This is a genomic window from Campylobacter cuniculorum DSM 23162 = LMG 24588 (assembly GCF_002104335.1).
In the GTDB taxonomy this organism is placed as follows: Bacteria; Campylobacterota; Campylobacteria; order Campylobacterales; family Campylobacteraceae; genus Campylobacter_D; species Campylobacter_D cuniculorum.
Genome location: NZ_CP020867.1, coordinates 919,122 through 937,080, shown reverse-complemented (window position 1 = coordinate 937,080; position 17,959 = coordinate 919,122). Strand labels below are relative to the sequence as shown.

Genomic DNA, 17,959 nt, shown 5'->3' with positions numbered 1-17,959 from the left:
ATAATTTAAAATACAAAACCAAAAAAACTATAAAATAAAGATTAAAAATCATTTTAAAGCTTAACTCTTAAGAATATCAATAAAAAGCCTTTACTCAAAAATTCACCTCATAAACTGATAATTTTTAAGATATGTTTTAAATTTTTAATTTTTTATTTTAAAATAATCAATTAAAATCTTCTTCACAAATCCTTTCAAATTCTTTATAATATTTCCAAGATTCCACGATGTCAGGACGTGTTTGTTTAATGTGAATGAGTTCTTTATCAAGCATTTTTTTAAATTTCACCCTTAAGGCTTTATTTTCTTTAAAATATGCTAAGACTTGCTCCTCTGTGATTTGATTTTGCTCTTTAAAATCAACCCAATATTTAAGGGCTTGAGTGAATTCTGCAAAATATTCTTTCAATCTTTTTATTATATTTTGTGATTCTTTAATGAGCTTTACATCTGTGTCTTTAACCATAAGGGATATATCCACATAGAGCGGTGCTGTGTGCTCTAAAAGAGAATCTTTTATGTCAATGCTATTTTGTTCCCTCTCATAATCTTGCGTGTAATGGCTCTCAATGATTGTGATTTTTATATTTTCTTTGAGTTCTGCAAAGTCCTTTGGTGTGATGATGAGTTCAAAGGGCAAGTGTCCCTTAATCTTATTCCAAATCACTTGTTCAAATTTATCCCTATCCTCCTCTTTTGGCGGAGTGAAATTGAATTGCTCTGCTAAGTTTTGCATGGTTTTAAAGGCGACTTTTGGCATTAATTCCTTAACGTCAAGATAGTGAATGTTTATATGATATTGCGGGTTTAAAAAAGATAAAATGCTAGAATAATAAGTGAAATTAAGCTCACGTCTTAAAACATAGCTTAATCCTTCTACGCTTGGGGCCACAGCCTTGCTAGAATATCCTCTTTTATGCTTATAACGTTTTCTGTCTAAAGCAGTATGGGGGGGGGTGTTAAGGTATTGAGCGGGAAAACAAGAGCCACGAATGAGCTTGGAGCGATTTGGTGTGCCGTGATTGAGCATTCCTTTGCACCGCGAAATAGGATCGCGAAGCAGTATGAGTAAATTTGCATTGCGAATGACCCTCCCAAAATCCCACTTAATGCTTCTATAAGAGCGATGAATAATAAGGGTTAAGAAATAGTTTTCTTGTGTCTTTGGGGATTCTTTTAAGGTCTTTTTGACTTCATTTAAAAAGCAAATGTCATCATTATAGAGTGTAAGTTGCTTCAATCCGCATAAAGACAAGAATCTAAAAAGAGCGTGTTTTCCGCTCACTGCCCTCCCAAATACGATAAATTTATAATGATGAGGGAGGTTTTCATTAAAATAGCTTGAGGGAAAAAGTTTGAAATGCCACTTGCGTAAGGTTGCTTTTGTTCTTTTGATTTGAAATTTCAGATACAGCAAGGCATTTTTTGGAGTTATTTTAAACATAAATTTAATCCTTATAAAATCATAAAATCTTAATTATATCACAAAATAACCTTGTTTTAAGAAAAAAAATGTATAATTTAAGTTTGTTTTTGCGCCCGTAGCTCAGCTGGATAGAGCATTTGATTGCGGTTCAAAAGGTCAGAGGTTCGAATCCCCTCGGGCGTACCATTTGGATGATGATGAATTTAGAAACACTCTTTGAAAAGATTAAAAACACTCGTTTGGTTGCTGCAAGTAAATATGTTGATTACAAAATCATTAAAGCCTTTTATTATAAAGGAATCACAGAATTTGGAGAGAATAAGGTTCAAGCCTTAAAAGATAAAAAAGAAGCTTTAAAAGATGAGAATTTAAATATAAAATGGCATTTTATAGGAAATTTACAAAGCAATAAAATCAATGCTCTCATTAAGCAAAAGCCTATTTTGTGGCAATCTTGCAATGGGCTTAAAATTGCAAAAGCAGTCAATGAAAGACTTTCTTACACACTTGAAACCTTACTTGAAATCAATGTCGCAAATGAACAAAGTAAAAGCGGAATTAAGCCTTTAAAAGCTGTAGAAGAGTATTTGCAAATTCAAGAAGAATGCAAAAATTTAAAATTGCAAGGTGTGATGAGTATGGGAGCACACAGCAATGAACAAAGAAAAATTATAGAAAGCTTTGAAAAAACTTACAGAATTTATGAGGAATTGCAAAAATACGGAGCAAATATTTGCTCTATGGGTATGAGCAATGATTTTGAACTTGCTATAAAATGCGGTTCAAATATGATACGTTTAGGAAGCATTCTATTTAATGCTTAAAAGATTTTTAAATTCTAAGACAAATTAAAAGCCCTAAAAAAGGGCTTTTGTTTTTAATTTAATAAACTAGCAATTTTAGTTTGTAAAGCTAAATTTGATTGTGCTGCCGCAAAGGCTGAAGCATTTTCTTTGAGATAATTTGCGTTAAAATCATTAACATTTTGTGCCATATCATTATTAAGCAAATTATTTTCTGCTGCCTTAGTATTGACGCTATTTTGCACACTTGAATTAATATTTGAAGTGATAGCATTAATGCCTGAACCAATTTCAGATCTTAAACTTCCAAGTTGATCCATAAAACTTGAAATAGAACTTGGATTATCAATACTAAGATTATTTGTATTTAAAGCATTTAAATTTGTCGTTTCAGTGCCACTTCCCACAACGAAATTCATAGTTTGAAATACATTTTTTCCATTATAAGTTGCATTATTAAAAGAATCATTGATGGATTCTGTAATACGCGTAGCTTCACCCCTAAGCATTCCTTGTTGAGCTTCGTTTAAAACTCCGCTATTCATTCTAACTGAAATTTCATTAAGTCTGTCTGCACTCTGTGAAATATTTGTCAAACTTGCATCTGCAATTTGTAAAACACCGATTGCATCATAAGCATTCGCTATGCCTTGATCTATAGTGCTTGATTGAGATCTTAAAGAATCTGCTATCGACAAATTCGCACTATCTACCCCGCTAATAGCTCGAGCTGCGGCAATATTTTCTAAAGCCTTGTCTGAAGCTTTTTGAGCATTGTTTAAATAATAATTTTGTTGCGTAGCATTTGTATTGTTGATTGTCATAAGAACTCCTTTCTTAATGTATTTATATTTTACACTTTTTTAGCTATTTTAAAACTTAAAAAATACAAAAATACTTGCATAATTAAAATAATTTTCATCACAACTTCACTTGCCGCATGCATACTTTTAAATTCATCGCTTTGCGTTGCACTTTCTCCCAAAGCTTGAGCCTGTATTATAAAGGCAGTGAAATAAAATACAAAGAACAAACTCAAAATAAATATAAGCAAACTTAATGCCAATTTTGAAAATCTCAACTGAAATTTAGCTTCATCTTTAAAATAGCTATAAAGCTCGAATAAAAAATTTATCAAGGATATAACGATTAAAACATAGCCAAATTGAATAAAAATTTGACTCATCATTAAGCCACTTTGGAAGAGACTTAAAACCCCTTCACCGATTAAATTTTGAGGATAAAAAATCACCCTTGCAACCACAATGCCTAAAATTAATTCTATACCTACAAGAGCTGCAAGCAAGAAAAGATTTATCGCTTTCATTAAAATTTTCTCCTTAATTTTTATAGGCTAAAACCGCTCTATCAAAACCGCGTTCATCCTTGAAAAATTCAGTTTTAAAATCATTTTGATGAAAAATTTTTTCTAAAATATCTTTTTGATCAAAACCAAATTCAAGAGCCACAACCTTAGCCTTAGCCTTGACACTAAATTCTATAATTTCTTCTAAAATTTCATAGCCTTTTTTTCCACCAAATAAAGCTTCTTTAGGCTCCATACTCACCCATTTATCTATCTTGTAATCATTTTTAATGTAAGGAGGATTTGAAAAAATTAAATCAAATTCGCCCCTTAGCTCTCTAAAATCTTTTAAGACAAAATCGATTAAGCTTTGCACCCTGTGAATTTTTGCATTTTTTTGTGCAATTTCAAAAGCTTTTTGACTTATATCACAAGCTTTGATTTTAAGATTTAAAATTTTAGCTAAAACTATGCTTAGAATTCCGCTCCCAAAGCCTATTTCTAAAATTCTATTAAAAAATTGTTTTTCACAAAGTTTAAGCAATTGTGAAAGTAAAATTTCACTATCATATCGTGGGATTAAAACCCCTCTTTCGATATAAAATTCCAAATCCCAAAAAAAAGCTTTGTTAAAGATGTATTCAAAAGCCTCCCCGTCTTTAAAACGTTTGATTAAACTTAAATAAAATGTTTCATCAAATTCAAAATTTTCATTGAAAAAAAGCCAAGTTCTATCCTTTTGTAAATGCTCACAAAGTATAAAAATGGCTTGATTTTCATAGCCTTTAAGTTCATTTTTAGCTAAACTAAGAGCATCTTTAATCTTCAAGCTAAAGCCTTGATTCTATCGCTAATGCTTGGATGACTTAAATGGAAAAAGGTATAAATTTTACTCGTTTTAATAAAAGCTTTATTTTCTTTAGCAAGAGAAATTAAAGCATTCTTCATATCTTCTTTAGAGGTCATTTTAGCTCCATGTTGATCAGCTGCAAATTCATTTTTGCGACTTAAAGCATTGATTAAAGGTGAAAAAATAAAACTAAAAACATTGCCAAAAATCAATAAAAGTGCGAAAATTCCGCCTTTAACCCCCTCTAAATGACTTTCTTCATAAACAAAATTCGGTAAATGTGCAAAGATAAAAAATAAAATAAAAACCATCAAAGCTCCATTAAATAAAGCTTTTATAATATCCTTATGCACAAAATGTCCAAGCTCATGCCCTAAAACAGCCAAAAGTTCCTTTTCATTCAAGGCTTTTAAAAGAGTGTCAAAAAGCACCACCCTTTTACTCTTAAAAAGTCCCCCAAAATACGCATTTAAACGTTTATCTCTTTTACTCGCATCCATGACATAAATTCCATTTGCATTAAAACCACATTTTTGCATTAAAGCCGTGATTTTAGTCAGTAAATTTTCATCATCAAGTTTTTGCATTTTATTAAAAATGGGAGCAATCAAAGTCGGATAAATTAAATTAATGACCAAAATGACTCCAAAAGAAAAGATAAAAGCCACTATCCACCAAAATGAACCAAAAAAATCATAGCAAAAAAGCAGAGCATAAATCACAAGAAAACCAAAAACCAACATTAAAAGCAAAGATTTTATCGTATCTTTAATAAAAAGCATAGGAGTTATGTTTGAAAATCCTTGACTTTTATCCTTAAAAAAGCTTTCATAAATTCCAAGTGGTAGGGTTAAAAATGTCGTTACTAGCAAGAAAATAAGCAAAAATAAGGTGTTTTCAAGTCTGGAATTTTCATTGATAATGATATTTTTGAGATAAAAAAAACCAAAGCTTATCCATATTATATTTATGATTAGGGTGTAAAGAGTGGAAAAAATTTTAAATTTTTCATTTTGCACAGCTATATTTGCAGCCTTTTGATACTCTTGCTCACTTAAAATAAAAGCTTTTTTCTGACTTTCTTTTTTTAAAAAACGAATTTGCATATAAGAAATGATTGTAAAAATCACAGCATAAAAACATAAAATAAAAACCAAAATCATTTTTTACCTTTTATTGAAAATTTAGAAATTCTAGCTTAAAATAATAATATGATAGTTAATCAAAACAAGCTTTTTTGTTTAAAATTATACCTAAGAGGATTTTAAAATGTTGTTTTTTAAAAAAAATCAAGTGAAAAATCAAATAAAAACAAATTCAAAGAATCTTAAAACGCAAACAATAAAATCCTCAAATGAAGATTTTTTAGACAACAGACTCTATGAATTCAGCAAAAAAGTTAAAAAGCTCTCTAAAGATGAAGCGAGTGCAAGTTTATTAGCAAGACAGCTCTCGCGACTCATTAAGGCGGAGAAATTTTGATTTATTTTTTAAACCATTGAGGTGGATTTTCTTCCAAAGGAGAGAATCTAAACATAAAAACCATATTGTTATCTTTAATATGACTAACATTCCAAGCATTTATATTTTGATTGAAAGACTCTGCACCTTCAAACATATGTTCCATATTTCTAACCTTACTGACATCCCATTTATCTAAAGGCTGATTGAAAGACTCTGCATTTGAAAACATACCACGCATAGTTTCAACATGACTGACATTCCAAGCATTGATATTTTGATTAAAAGATTTTGCGTATGAAAACATACCACGCATATCTTTAACATTACTGACATTCCAAGTTTCTATGCCACTAAAATCTTTTCGTTCGGTTCTATAAAACAACCCACTCATATCTGTAATTTTGTGCGTATCAATTGTGCCAAGATTGATTGATAAATCCTCAACCAAAGCCTTTAATTCTGTTTTGGTTTGTGGATGATATTTGTGTTCTTCAGCAATCGCACAAACTGCAAACAAAGCAAACAAAGCAAACATTAAAAGAGCAAAAATTTTCTTTTGCATTTGTATCCTTTATTTTAAAATTTCAGCGGATTATATCAAATCAATGTTAAATGAAAACAATTTCGCCTTAACTCATTAAAGCCGAGAAATTTTGATTTATTTTTATACCATTTTTTAAGTCATTTTTTAAACCATTGAGGTGGATTTTTTTTCAAAGGAGACTTTTCAAACATACCATCCGTATATTCAACATTACTGACATCCCAAGCATTTATATTTTGATTAAAAGATTCTGCATGGAAAAACATGCCTTTCATACTTCCAACATTACTAACATTCCATTTGTCTAAAGGTTGATTGAAAGACTTTGCATCTGAAAACATATGTTCCATATTTCTAACCTGACTAACATTCCAAGAATTTATATTTTGATTAAAAGATTCTGCAAATAAAAACATACTACTCATATCTTCAACATTACTAACATCCCATTTGTCTAAAGGTTGATTGAAATACAATGCACCTGCAAACATACCATGCATATTTTCAACCTTACTGACATTCCATTTATCTAAAGGTTGATTGAAAGAACTTGCTTTTGAAAACATAAGACTCATATCTTTAACATTACTAACATCCCAAGAATTGATATTTTGATTAAAAGATTCTGCTTCTAAAAACATCCAACGCATATTTTCAACCTTGCTGACATCCCAAGTTTCTATGCCACTAAAATCTTTTCGTTCGGTTCTATAAAACAACCCACTCATATCTGTAATTTTGCTCGTATCAATTGTGCCAAGATTGATTGACAAATCCTCGACCAAAGCTTTTAATTCTGCTTCGGTTTGTGGATGATACTTGTGTTCTTGGGCAGTCGCAAAAACCGCAAACAAAGCAAACATTAAAAGAGCAAAAATTTTCTTTTGCATTTGTATCCTTTATTTTAAAATTTTATCTGTATAGGATAGGCATTCTATGCTCATCTTTGAATTTTTTTATTTATAAACAAGACAGCTCTCTTAACTCATTGAGTCCAAGAAATTTTGATTTCTTTATACCATTGAGGTGGATTTTTTTTCAAAGGAGACCTTTCAAACATACCATCCGTATATTCAACATTACTGACATCCCAAGAATTGATATTTTGATTAAAAGATTCTGCATATTGAAACATACCAAGCATATATTCAACATTACTGACATTCCATTTATCTAAAGGTTGATTGAAAGACTCTGCACCTGCAAACATACCACGCATATCTTTAACATTGCTAACATTCCAAGCATTTATATTTTGATTAAAAGATTCTGCACCTCTAAACATACATCCCATATTTCTAACATTACTAACATTCCAAGAATTGATATTTTGATTAAAAGATTCTGCTTCTGAAAACATATATTCCATATTTCTAACCTTGCTAACATTCCATTTATCTAAGGGTTGATTGAAGGATGTTGCACCTGAAAACATAGCACTCATATCTTTAACATTGCTAACATTCCAAGCATTTATATTTTGATTAAAAGATGTTGCACGTGAAAACATATCATACATAGTTTCAACCTGACTGACATCCCATTTATCTAAGGGTTGATTGAAAGAACTTGCTTTTGAAAACATACCATCCATAGTTTCAACATTACTAACATTCCAAGAATTGATATTTTGATTAAAAGATTCTGCTTCTAAAAACATCCAACTCATATCTTTAACATTACTAACATCCCAAGTTTCTATGCCACTAAAATCTTTTCGTTTAGTTTCGGCAAACAACGCTCTCATATCTGTAATTTTGCTCGTATCAATTACACCAAGATTGATTGATAAATTCTCAACTAAAGCCTTTAATTCTGTTTTGGTTTGTGGATGATATTTGCTAAAAACTGCAAACAAAGTAAGCACTAAAGCAAATAAAGCAAACATTAAAAGAGCAAAAATTTTCTTTTGCATTTGTATCCTTATATTTTAAAATTTCAGCGGATTATATCAAATCAATGTTAAATGAAACAATTTCACATACTTTTTTCTAAAACAGAAAAATACAACAGCTCTCGCGACTCATTAAAGCCGAGAAATTTTGATTTATTTTTTAAACCATTGAGGTGGATTTTTTTCCAAAGGAGAGCTTTCAAACATATAACTCATATTTCTTCCAACCTTACTGACATCCCAAGAATTGATATTTTGATTAAAAGATTTTGCAAGTAAAAACATATTATTCATAAATTCAACCTTACTAACATTCCAAGAATTTATATTTTGATTAAAAGATTCTGCCCCTGAAAACATATAACTCATACTCTCAACATTACTGACATTCCATTTATCTAAAGGTTGATTAAAGGATGTTGCACCTGAAAACATACCATACATATTTTTAACCTTACTAACATTCCAAGAATTTATATTTTGATTGAAAGATTTTGCAAATAAAAACATATCACTCATATCTTCAACATTACTGACATTCCATTTATCTAAAGGTTGATTAAAGGATATTGCTTTTGCAAACATATATCTCATATTTCTAACATTACTGACATCCCAAGAATTGATATTTTGATTGAAAGATTTTGTAATTGAAAACATACATTCCATATTTCTAACATTACTGACATTCCATTTATCTAAAGGTTGATTAAAGGATGTTGCTCCACTAAACATACTTTCCATAATTCCAACATTACTAACATCCCACTTGTCTAAAGGTTGATTGAAAGACTTCGCTTCTGAAAACATAGCACTCATATCTAGAACATTACTAACATCCCAAGAATTGATATTTTGATTAAAAGATTTTGCCCCTGAAAACATAGCACTCATATATTCAACATGACTGACATTCCATTTATCTAAAGGCTGATTAAAGGATGTTGCACCAAGAAACATATCACTCATATTTTCAACCTTACTAACATTCCAAGAATTTATATTTTGATTGAAAGATTTTGCATCACGAAACATCCAACGCATATTTTCAACCTTGCTGACATCCCAAGTTTCTATACCGCTAAAATCTTGTCGTTCGGTTTCATAAAACAACTCACTCATATCTGTGATTTTGCTTGTGTCAATCGCACCAAGATTGATTGACAAATCCTCGACCAAAGCCTTTAATTCTGCTTCGGTTTGTGGATGATATTTGTGCTCTTGGGCAGTCGCAAAAACTGCAAACAAAGCAAACATTAAAAGAGTAAAAATTTTCTTTTGCATTTGTATCCTTTATTTTAAAATTTCAGCGGATTATATCAAATCAATGTTAAATGAAAACAACTTCGCCTTAACTCATTAAAGCCAAGAAATTTTGATTTATTTTTTAAACCATTGAGGTGGATTTTTTTCCAAAGGAGAGCCTTCAAACATACCGTCCATATATTCAACATTACTGATATCCCAAGAATTTATATTTTGATTAAAAGATTCTGCATATTGAAACATACCAAGCATATATTCAACATTACTGACATTCCATTTATCTAAAGGTTGATTAAAGGATGTTGCACCTGAAAACATACCATGCATATATTCAACATTACTGACATTCCATTTATCTAAAGGCTGATTAAAGGATGTTGCACCTGCAAACATACCACGCATATCTTTAACATTGCTAACATTCCAAGCATTTATATTTTGATTAAAAGATTCTGCTTCTAAAAACATCCAACTCATATCTTTAACATTACTAACATCCCAAGTTTCTATGCCACTAAAATCTTTTCGTTTAGTTTCGGCAAACAACGCTCTCATATCTGTAATTTTGCTCGTATCAATTACACCAAGATTGATTGATAAATTCTCAACTAAAGCCTTTAATTCTGTTTTGGTTTGTGGATGATATTTGTGTTCTTGGGCAGTCGCAAAAACCGCAAACAAAGCAAACATTAAAAGAGTAAAAATTTTCTTTTGCATTTGTATCCTTTATTTTAAAATTTCAGCGGATTATATCAAATCAATGTTAAATGAAAACAATTTCATATACTTTTTTCTAAGACAGAAAAATACATTTGCTCTAAAATTTCTAATTCTTTTTGAGCCTCTTTAAGTCTTTCATAAAGAGCATTAATCCCCTTTTCTTGATAAAGCTCTGGTTTGGATAAAGAGTGATTTAATTCTAAAATTTCTTGCTCTAATTTTTCGATTTTTGCAGGATATTTTTGCAAAATTTCATTTTCTTTATAACTCAGTTTTTTAGAACTTTTTTCTTTGCTTGAGTGAGAATTTTTTTCTGAATTTGAAACAAAATTTTCTAATTCTTTAAAATCTCTTTCATTTTCTAAATACTCTGTATAAGGTATATATTCTATGCTAATCTTTGAATTTTCTTCAAAGGCATAAAGTTTTGTAGCGATTTTATCCACAAAATACCTATCATGTGAGACAAACAAAATGGCTCCCTCAAAAGAAAGCAAATATTCCTCTAAAATATTAATCGTTGCAATATCAAGGTCATTTGTAGGCTCATCTAAAATCAAAATATCATAATTTTTCGTAAAAAGTAAGGCTAAGGCAAGGCGACTTTTCTCTCCCCCGCTCAATACACTTACAGGTTTATCTAAAAATTCCTTAGGAAATAAAAAATTTTTAAGATAAGCATAAATATGCATATTTTTTCCACGCACTTCAACCCTATCTCCTCCATTGGGACAAAAAATTTCAATCAAATTTTTATCCGGATTAATCATCTCTCTTGCTTGGTCAAAATAGCCGATTTTTATCTCTCCTCTTTTAAGTTCTCCGCTATCACAACAAAGCTCACCCAAAAGTATCTTTAAAAAAGTGGATTTTCCACAACCATTTTTACCGACAATGGCTATTCTTTCTCCTTGTAAAATTCTTGCACTAAAATCCCTAAAAAGCGTCTTTCCTCCTATACTTTTACTGATATTTTTAAGCTCAAAAAGCATTTTTTTGCGGTTAATGCTTTTTTCTTGATTGAAATTTAAACTTGCTCTTGAAAGCTCAAGTTTAAGTCTCCTAATGTCCTTAGGATTTTTCTTTGCAAGCTCACGCATTTTAAAAATTCTTTCTTTGCGTCCTTCATTGCGTTTAAGCCTTGCTTTAACCCCTCTTCTTAGCCATTCTTCTTCACTTTTTAATTGCTTCAATAAATTCTCATGACTCTTGGCTAAATTTTGTAAAATTTGCACCTTTTTTTCTAAATAATTTGCATAATTTCCCTTAAAAATACTGACTTTTCCTGCTTCTATCTCCACGCATTTATCTGCAACTTCATCGATAAAATGTCTATCATGCGAGATAAATATCACACACATTTTTGAATTTTTGAGCAATTTTTCTAAAAAATGCGTCATATAAACATCTAAATGATTGCTTGGTTCATCTAAAAGTAAAATATCTGGATTTTTTAATAAAAGCACACAAAGACCCACGCGACGTATTTCTCCACCACTTAAAGAAAAAACCGCCCTATCTTTATAATCAAAAAGCTGAAATTCTTTCAAAATACGTTCAATTTTTGCGTCAATATTCCACGCATCCTTACTTTCAATCCAATTAATAATGTCATCAATGGCTCTTAATAAATCTTTATTTTCAGGTTCTTTGTTTAATTTTTCCTGCAAAAGTTCATATTCTTTTAAAGCAAAATATATCTCATCAAGCTCTTTTTTAATCATCTCACCTACGCTTAAATTTATATTAAAATCAATATTTTGTGAGAGCATCGCCATACTTTTACCATTTTGCGAAGACACCACGCCGCTATCTGGACTTAAACTTTTAAAAAGTATCTTTAAAAAAGTGGATTTTCCTTCCCCATTTTTACCTATAATGGCGATTTTTTCTCCCTCATTTGCACTAAAATTAACCTCATTTAAGATAATTTTTTCACCAAATTTTTTCGAAACTTCTATTAAATCAATCAATGCCATTTTTATCCTCAAAGCTTAAAGCTGAATTGACTTCCTTGATTTGGTTTTGAAAAGATTTCCAAATAACTTTTATGAATGCTTAAAATTTTTTTCACCAAAAAAAGTCCCAAACCAAAAGAATTATCGCTTTTTGAATCGATTTTATAAAATTTTTTTGTAACAAGTTTGAGTTGATTTTCTTCTATGCCTATGCCAAAATCTTGCACACAAAGCCTTGAATTTTCTACACTTAAAATCACTTCTTTTTGACTATACTTTAAAGCATTTGAAAGCAAATTAATAATCACTTGTTCGATTAAGAACTCATCAGCTTTAACCTTTGAACTTTTTCCTTGAAGAATCACTCTTTCAAAACCGGGATTTTCTATAATCTTTTTACAAAGTTCAAATAAATCAAAATCTTGCATTTTTAAATTTTGAGTGTTAAAATTAAATACAAAATTAAGTTTTTCAGTAAGTTTATTAAGCTTTAAGCTTTGTCGCATAATCTTTTCTAAAAGCTCTTTTTTAAGTTTTTCATCCGTTAAATTTTCATCTTTTAATATCAAAAGACTGAGATCAATTACGCTTAAAGGATTTTTAAGTTCGTGAGAGATTGCACTAATAACACTCGTAAGCTGGGTATTTTTAAGAGAAATTTTATCGCTCTGTTTTTTTGCCTTTTCATTTTTTTTAAGAATTTTATCCTTAGTTTTAAAAAGCTTTTTATTGAGCAAATTGAGTTCTTTAAAGATTGAATTTTCCAAAAAAACATTTTTTTGAGTGTCGATATTTTGCAAAAATTCAAGAATTTGTTGAAGATGTTTGGCAAGTTTTTTACCTATAAAATAAAACAAAATCAAAACCAAAATTAAATAAAAACCAAAAAATAAAAGCATTTTGGACCAAAATTTTTTAAAATCTGTAAAATAGGGATAAACGATGATGGTGTAATTATAATCTTTAAAATTGAATTCTTTAGTTAAAAATTTTTTATCATTTAAGAGAGCCTTTTTTTCAAAATTTTCAAAAGTTTCATCTAAAGAAGAAAAAAGCTCTCCATTTTTTTTGATTATAAAATCAGCCCTTGTATATGTGGCAAATTCTTTGATATTTTGCGGATTAAGTTGTTCTAAAAGTCCAAATCTTAAGGTATCATCTAAACTTTTTATCTTCTGTTCGTATTGTTTAAGCAATAATAAATTAAGATGAGAATTTGCAAGAATATAAAAAATAAAAGCAAAGACTAAGACAAGTAAGCTAAAAAATATTATAAAAATATTTTTGGTTTTTAACATAATTTATAGCCCACTCCGCGAATGCTTTTAATATGAGTTTGAAGTTTTGGAATTTTTTTCCTCAATCTTGTCAAAGCAATATTGATTGTTTTATCATTTGTCGTGTCATCTTTCCACACATTTTCACTTAGAAATTGTCGGCTTAAGAGTATGTTTTGATTCTCAAATAAACATTTAATCAACTCATAATCTAAATTTGAAAGCTCTATTAATTCATCTTTATAAAAAAAATCCCTATTGATAGTGTCCAAAATGAAATCTTTATAAAAAAGCTTTTCTTCATCTTTTTTATAACGTTTTAAAACCGCCTTAATACGAAGTAAAAGCTCATCAAATTCAAAAGGTTTGCAAATATAATCATCGCAGCCTCCCTCAAAACCTTCAAGCAAGTCTTTATGTAGGGTTTTAGCGGTTAAGAAAATTACAGGTTCTTTATAACCTTGTTTTCTTAAATTTTTAATTTTTTCTAAAGAATCTCCGCTTGGCAAATTTCTATCTACAATCAATAAATCAATCTCTTGTTCATCGAGCACACTTTCAAGTTCTTTAAAATCAAAGAGTGAAAGAATTTCATACGCGTTTGATTTTAATTTAAGGGTGAGTAAATCGTTTAAATCCCTATCATCTTCAATAATACAAATTTTAGCTTTAAATTTCAACATATTCAACAAAAATACAAACTTCAAGCCTATTAAGCTCATCAAGCACTTCTTTTTTTATCGCTTCATCAACTAAAACTACGGCTAAAGCATATCCTAAATTATCGCGTCCTAGTCTAAAATCTGCGATATTGATATTTTTAGAAGCTAAAACAGCACTGATTTTAGCAATCACTCCCGGAATGTCTTTGTTTTTAAACACGAGCATTTTTCCTTTTGGTTTAAAATCTGTTTTAAAACCATTTAAATCCACAATCCTTTGTTCGTTTTCTCCAAACACAGTTCCAGAAACATTGACACTAGAATGCTCTGTGCTAATTTTAACGCTAAGTTTATTGTTATAACCGCTATTTGGAGAGGTTTCACAAAGAAGTTCTATACCCTTTTCTTTGGCTACAAATTCAGCATTGACATAATTTATACTCTCACCTAAAATTCTACCCAAAGCACCCACAACCGCAAAGGTCAATAAAGAATGCATATATTCACTGATAGCCCCTTGTGCTTCAAGTTTAATGCTTCTAATAGGATTTTTATCAATTTGTGCAGCTAAGAATGCCATTTTAGAAACAAGCTCGATATAAGGCTCAACAAAATCAGGTAAATCCTCCGTTTTAATCGGTAAATTTAAAGCATTAGCGTAATTAATCCCTCGAGCTGCATTCAAAGCTTGTTCACAGGCTTGTATGGAAATGTTTTCTTGACTTTCATAAGTGTTTGCACCTAAATGAGAAGTTACTGAAACATTTTCAAAATCCAAAAGCGGATGGTTTATCGCAGGTTCTTTGTCAAAAACATCAATCCCAAGCCAAGCGATTTTACCACTTTTTAAGCCTTCACATAAGGCTTCTTCATTGTATAATCCCCCTCTAGCACAATTAATCAAGCGAATGTTATCTTTCATTTTTTCAAGCTCTTTAAAGCTTATCATATTATTTGTTTCTTTGGTTTTAGGTGTATGGATTGTGATAAAATCGCTTTTTTCCAAAATTTCATCACAATGCTTAGCTTGTTGCATTCCTAAATCTGTAATTTTATTTGCGGGGATATAAGGGTCATAGGCTAAAATTTTCATTCCAAAAGCCTTAGCTCTAATGGCTACTCTAGAACCTATGTTTCCAAAGCCTATCACTCCTAAAGTCTTGCCCATAAGCTCAACCCCGTACCATTTTTCTCTCTCCCATTTTCTTTGAATTTTTAAAAAATTATGGGCATTGACAAAGGCTCTTGCTGAAGTTAAAAGATGAGCCATAGTCAATTCAACTGCAGCAATGGTATTAGCCGTTGGGACATTCATAACTATAACGCCTCTTTTAGAACAATTTTGAATATCCACATTATCAACCCCTACTCCTGCACGAATCAAGGCTTTAAGTTTTTTTGCATGATTTAAAAAATTTTCATCAACATCAGTAGAACTTCTCGTAATCGCAATATCTACATCATCTAACATTGACATAAGCTGATTTTTAGGAATTTTAGAAGCCTCAATAAGCTCAATATCTTCAGCTTTTCTTAAGAGTTCAATTCCTTTATCTAAAATTGCATCGCAAATTATGATTTTTTTCTTCACAACCATATCTCCTTTACTTCTGTATTGATTTTGTATTTTTTAAGTTCCTCGATAATATCTTCAATGAGATTTTTATTACCTGTATCTAAAAATATTTCAGGGCTCTCATCTGATTTTAATAAAAAGTATTTTACATTAAATGAGTTAAGAATTTGCCTTAAACAAAACATAGAATAGACATCATATTTATTGATAATGAGCTGAAAATATTTATTTTTTTCTTTAAGCTCACTTGTATCCGCATCAAAATACAGACTGAATTTCTCTGTTGCAGGGATAAAATCTCTCTTAGGCCATTGTGCAAGTTCTTCTTGCCAAGTGAGTTCTTTATCATCAATCACAATGCTTTGATTTGTATCGTTATCTGTGGCAAATTGTGGAAGGGTATTTGAATGTGAATTAAAATTCCACAATAAATAAAAAATAACAACAAGTAAAGCAAGCACCAAAGCACTTAAAATCGCAACTAGGGTGTATTTTTTCATTTTAAGTTAATTGTTCTTTGATAATATCACCTAAAGTCATTTTGTCTTCTTTGTTGATTCGGTTTAAAGCTTCGCGTTCTTTTATTTTAAGCAGATTTTTCACACTAAGACGAATTCTATTTTTCTTTTCATCAATGAAAACAATTGCTGCTTCAATTTCATCTCCGATTTTAAGACTCGATAAATCCAAATTTCCTATATCTTCTTTGTGGATTAAGGCATCGACATTTTTGCTAAGTTCTACAAAAACTCCAAATTCTTTAATATCTCTAACCACACCCTTAACGCTCTCTCCTGTTTTATGATTTTTAGCATATTCTTGTATAGGACTGGTGCTTAATTCTTTAGTGCTCAATGAAATTTTTTGTTTTTCTTCATCAATTTTAATGATTTTAACGTTAATTTTATCTCCAACCTTGTATAAATCTTTACATTTATCATTTCTATCCCAAGAAGCATCTTCATTGTGCAAAAGACCCTCAATAGAATCTAATTTCACAAAAGCTCCAAAAGCAGTAATCGAAGTAATCACACCTTCTAAAACTTCTCCAGCTTTATGATTTTTAATGAATTCATCAAAAGGTTTTGAAAGCAAATTCCTTAAGGATACCCTTAAACGTCTTTCATCTGAATCAATCTCAATCACTTCAACATCAAGCTCTTGTCCCTTGCTGATATAATCCTTAGGATGCTTAATGTCTTTATCCCAAGAAATTTCACTGATATGTAAAAAACCTTCAATATCATTTCCCAAATCTACAAAAGCTCCGTAAGATTCTATATTAGAAACAATGACTTTAACCGTATCGCCCACTTCTAAGCTATCTTTAATTTCACCCCAAGGATCGGGTAAGGCTGCTTTAATGGATAAAGAAAGATGCTGACGCTCTTTATCATACTTAATCACCTTAACAGGAACGCTATCGCCCTCTTTGTATAGGGTGCTAGGATTAACAGGACCCTTATAAGAAATTTCACTATAATGCACAAGCCCATCTATACCGCCAACATCAACGAACATACCATAAGTGGTGATTTTTTTAATCACTCCTTCAATCGCCTCTTCTTGTCCTACTATATTTTGGATAAGCTCTTTACGTTTTTTTCTCTCATCATCAACAATCTTTTTCCTTGAAACAACGACACTTTGTCCTTCTTTGTCTATTTTGATAATCTTAACTTTAAAGGTTTTATTGCTAAGATTATTGCTATCTTTGAAGTTATATTGAGATTTTGGTAAGAAAAATTCAACCCCTTCTTCATTTGCTACAATCAAACCTCCCTTATTTTTACTCATAATTTTGACTTCAAAAATGTCATTTTCTCCCTCTTTATAATTTTTAATAAATTCAGAAATTTTTTCTTTTTTTAAAGCTTTTTTATGAGATACTAAAGGTTTTCCATTGCGAGAACCTATGACAGCAATTTTGATTGAATCGCCCACATTAAAAAGTAAATTTCCCTTCTCATCTTGAATTTCACTTAATGCTAAAATGCCTTCTGATTTCTTTCCTATATCCACATAAACTTCATCATTCTTAATTTCAACAATGACGCCTTGAGTTGTGGCATTTTCTCTTGATTTATCAAAAGCTTCCAAAAGTTGCTCAAAATTCTCTTCTTCAAGATAGTCGTCTATATTATTTTGAACTTTTTTGTTCGACTCATTCATCGTGTTCCTTTAAATAGAATATCATTAAAAATTAGCTTGAT

At 30.3% G+C, this 17,959-nt stretch carries 18 protein-coding genes and 1 tRNA gene; 3 read left to right on the top strand and 16 right to left on the bottom strand.

Annotation, left to right across the window (positions count from 1 at the left end):
* Positions 1-166: 166 nt before the first annotated feature.
* Positions 167-1,444 carry a DUF2972 domain-containing protein gene (locus CCUN_RS04700; RefSeq protein WP_027306421.1) on the bottom strand — a complete coding sequence of 426 codons (1,278 nt, stop codon included), beginning with the start codon at positions 1,442-1,444 and terminating at the stop codon, positions 167-169.
* A gap of 91 nt (positions 1,445-1,535) precedes the next feature.
* Here CCUN_RS04700 and CCUN_RS04695 point away from each other — a divergent pair.
* Positions 1,536-1,612, top strand: a tRNA-Arg gene (locus CCUN_RS04695).
* An 11-nt stretch (positions 1,613-1,623) separates the two neighbouring features.
* Positions 1,624-2,250 (top strand): YggS family pyridoxal phosphate-dependent enzyme, encoded by a 627-nt coding sequence (locus tag CCUN_RS04690; RefSeq protein WP_027306422.1) that lies wholly within the window; start codon positions 1,624-1,626, stop codon positions 2,248-2,250.
* A gap of 53 nt (positions 2,251-2,303) precedes the next feature.
* Here CCUN_RS04690 and flaC read toward each other — a convergent pair whose 3' ends face one another.
* From flaC to CCUN_RS04670, 4 genes are read right to left on the bottom strand one after another with little or no spacing between them, the layout of a single operon-like run.
* On the bottom strand, positions 2,304-3,053 hold the full coding sequence (gene flaC, locus CCUN_RS04685) for a flagellin C (protein ID WP_027306423.1): 750 nt from the start codon (positions 3,051-3,053) through the stop codon (positions 2,304-2,306).
* Positions 3,054-3,082: 29 nt separating this feature from the next.
* Positions 3,083-3,556, bottom strand: coding sequence for a DUF4149 domain-containing protein (locus tag CCUN_RS04680; RefSeq protein WP_027306424.1), 474 nt, complete (start codon positions 3,554-3,556; stop codon positions 3,083-3,085).
* Between the two features lie 13 nt (positions 3,557-3,569).
* Positions 3,570-4,364, bottom strand: coding sequence for a HemK/PrmC family methyltransferase (locus CCUN_RS04675; RefSeq protein WP_027306425.1), 795 nt, complete (start codon positions 4,362-4,364; stop codon positions 3,570-3,572).
* Entirely contained in the window at positions 4,361-5,548 is a 1,188-nt protein-coding gene (locus CCUN_RS04670) for a M48 family metallopeptidase (RefSeq protein WP_027306426.1), read from the bottom strand. Before CCUN_RS04670 ends, CCUN_RS04675 begins: the two co-directional genes overlap by 4 nt.
* Positions 5,549-5,657: 109 nt before the next feature.
* Here CCUN_RS04670 and CCUN_RS04665 point away from each other — a divergent pair, with 109 nt between their 5' ends.
* Positions 5,658-5,867, top strand: coding sequence for a molybdenum cofactor biosynthesis protein (locus CCUN_RS04665; RefSeq protein WP_415270583.1), 210 nt, complete (start codon positions 5,658-5,660; stop codon positions 5,865-5,867).
* A gap of 1 nt (position 5,868) precedes the next feature.
* On the opposite strand, the gene CCUN_RS04660 is transcribed toward CCUN_RS04665, so the two are convergent.
* The 11 genes from CCUN_RS04660 to CCUN_RS04610 form a co-directional block, all read right to left on the bottom strand.
* The gene (locus tag CCUN_RS04660; RefSeq protein ID WP_051521753.1) at positions 5,869-6,411 is read right to left on the bottom strand and encodes a BspA family leucine-rich repeat surface protein; all 543 of its coding nucleotides are present in this window, start codon (positions 6,409-6,411) and stop codon (positions 5,869-5,871) included.
* 119 nt (positions 6,412-6,530) lie between these two features.
* Positions 6,531-7,283: a BspA family leucine-rich repeat surface protein gene (locus CCUN_RS04655; protein WP_084483726.1), complete on the bottom strand. Its 753-nt coding sequence runs from the start codon at positions 7,281-7,283 to the stop codon at positions 6,531-6,533.
* A gap of 95 nt (positions 7,284-7,378) precedes the next feature.
* Positions 7,379-8,308, bottom strand: coding sequence for a BspA family leucine-rich repeat surface protein (locus CCUN_RS04650; RefSeq protein WP_085296639.1), 930 nt, complete (start codon positions 8,306-8,308; stop codon positions 7,379-7,381).
* A 132-nt stretch (positions 8,309-8,440) separates the two neighbouring features.
* Entirely contained in the window at positions 8,441-9,571 is a 1,131-nt protein-coding gene (locus CCUN_RS04645; RefSeq protein ID WP_085296638.1) for a BspA family leucine-rich repeat surface protein, read from the bottom strand.
* 96 nt (positions 9,572-9,667) lie between these two features.
* On the bottom strand, positions 9,668-10,270 hold the full coding sequence (locus CCUN_RS04640; RefSeq protein ID WP_125921771.1) for a BspA family leucine-rich repeat surface protein: 603 nt from the start codon (positions 10,268-10,270) through the stop codon (positions 9,668-9,670).
* A 62-nt stretch (positions 10,271-10,332) separates the two neighbouring features.
* Entirely contained in the window at positions 10,333-12,252 is a 1,920-nt protein-coding gene (abc-f, locus tag CCUN_RS04635; protein ID WP_027306430.1) for a ribosomal protection-like ABC-F family protein, read from the bottom strand.
* A gap of 8 nt (positions 12,253-12,260) precedes the next feature.
* The gene (locus CCUN_RS04630; protein WP_027306431.1) at positions 12,261-13,529 is read right to left on the bottom strand and encodes a sensor histidine kinase; all 1,269 of its coding nucleotides are present in this window, start codon (positions 13,527-13,529) and stop codon (positions 12,261-12,263) included.
* Positions 13,523-14,191, bottom strand: a complete 669-nt coding sequence (locus CCUN_RS04625; protein ID WP_027306432.1) for a response regulator transcription factor — start codon at positions 14,189-14,191, stop codon at positions 13,523-13,525. The genes CCUN_RS04630 and CCUN_RS04625 overlap by 7 nt, the downstream gene beginning before the upstream one ends.
* On the bottom strand, positions 14,178-15,761 hold the full coding sequence (gene serA, locus CCUN_RS04620) for a phosphoglycerate dehydrogenase (protein WP_027306433.1): 1,584 nt from the start codon (positions 15,759-15,761) through the stop codon (positions 14,178-14,180). The genes CCUN_RS04625 and serA overlap by 14 nt, the downstream gene beginning before the upstream one ends.
* Positions 15,758-16,246 (bottom strand): hypothetical protein, encoded by a 489-nt coding sequence (locus tag CCUN_RS04615; RefSeq protein WP_027306434.1) that lies wholly within the window; start codon positions 16,244-16,246, stop codon positions 15,758-15,760. Before CCUN_RS04615 ends, serA begins: the two co-directional genes overlap by 4 nt.
* Position 16,247: 1 nt before the next feature.
* Positions 16,248-17,918, bottom strand: a complete 1,671-nt coding sequence (locus tag CCUN_RS04610) for a 30S ribosomal protein S1 (protein ID WP_027306435.1) — start codon at positions 17,916-17,918, stop codon at positions 16,248-16,250.
* Positions 17,919-17,959 lie beyond the last annotated feature (41 nt).

What these genes read in the sequence shown, in the direction of transcription:
- CCUN_RS04640 (WP_125921771.1), bottom strand. Translation starts at nt 10,270, where the DNA reads ATGCAAAAGAAAATTTTTACTCTTTTAATGTTTGCTTTGTTTGCGGTT.
- CCUN_RS04610 (WP_027306435.1), bottom strand. Translation starts at nt 17,918, where the DNA reads ATGAATGAGTCGAACAAAAAAGTTCAAAATAATATAGACGACTATCTT.
- CCUN_RS04645 (WP_085296638.1), bottom strand. Translation starts at nt 9,571, where the DNA reads ATGCAAAAGAAAATTTTTACTCTTTTAATGTTTGCTTTGTTTGCAGTT.
- CCUN_RS04690 (WP_027306422.1), top strand. Translation starts at nt 1,624, where the DNA reads ATGAATTTAGAAACACTCTTTGAAAAGATTAAAAACACTCGTTTGGTT.
- CCUN_RS04660 (WP_051521753.1), bottom strand. Translation starts at nt 6,411, where the DNA reads ATGCAAAAGAAAATTTTTGCTCTTTTAATGTTTGCTTTGTTTGCTTTG.
- flaC (WP_027306423.1), bottom strand. Translation starts at nt 3,053, where the DNA reads ATGACAATCAACAATACAAATGCTACGCAACAAAATTATTATTTAAAC.
- CCUN_RS04680 (WP_027306424.1), bottom strand. Translation starts at nt 3,556, where the DNA reads ATGAAAGCGATAAATCTTTTCTTGCTTGCAGCTCTTGTAGGTATAGAA.
- CCUN_RS04625 (WP_027306432.1), bottom strand. Translation starts at nt 14,191, where the DNA reads ATGTTGAAATTTAAAGCTAAAATTTGTATTATTGAAGATGATAGGGAT.
- CCUN_RS04630 (WP_027306431.1), bottom strand. Translation starts at nt 13,529, where the DNA reads ATGTTAAAAACCAAAAATATTTTTATAATATTTTTTAGCTTACTTGTC.
- CCUN_RS04655 (WP_084483726.1), bottom strand. Translation starts at nt 7,283, where the DNA reads ATGCAAAAGAAAATTTTTGCTCTTTTAATGTTTGCTTTGTTTGCGGTT.
- CCUN_RS04650 (WP_085296639.1), bottom strand. Translation starts at nt 8,308, where the DNA reads ATGCAAAAGAAAATTTTTGCTCTTTTAATGTTTGCTTTATTTGCTTTA.
- CCUN_RS04670 (WP_027306426.1), bottom strand. Translation starts at nt 5,548, where the DNA reads ATGATTTTGGTTTTTATTTTATGTTTTTATGCTGTGATTTTTACAATC.
- CCUN_RS04615 (WP_027306434.1), bottom strand. Translation starts at nt 16,246, where the DNA reads ATGAAAAAATACACCCTAGTTGCGATTTTAAGTGCTTTGGTGCTTGCT.
- CCUN_RS04700 (WP_027306421.1), bottom strand. Translation starts at nt 1,444, where the DNA reads ATGTTTAAAATAACTCCAAAAAATGCCTTGCTGTATCTGAAATTTCAA.
- abc-f (WP_027306430.1), bottom strand. Translation starts at nt 12,252, where the DNA reads ATGGCATTGATTGATTTAATAGAAGTTTCGAAAAAATTTGGTGAAAAA.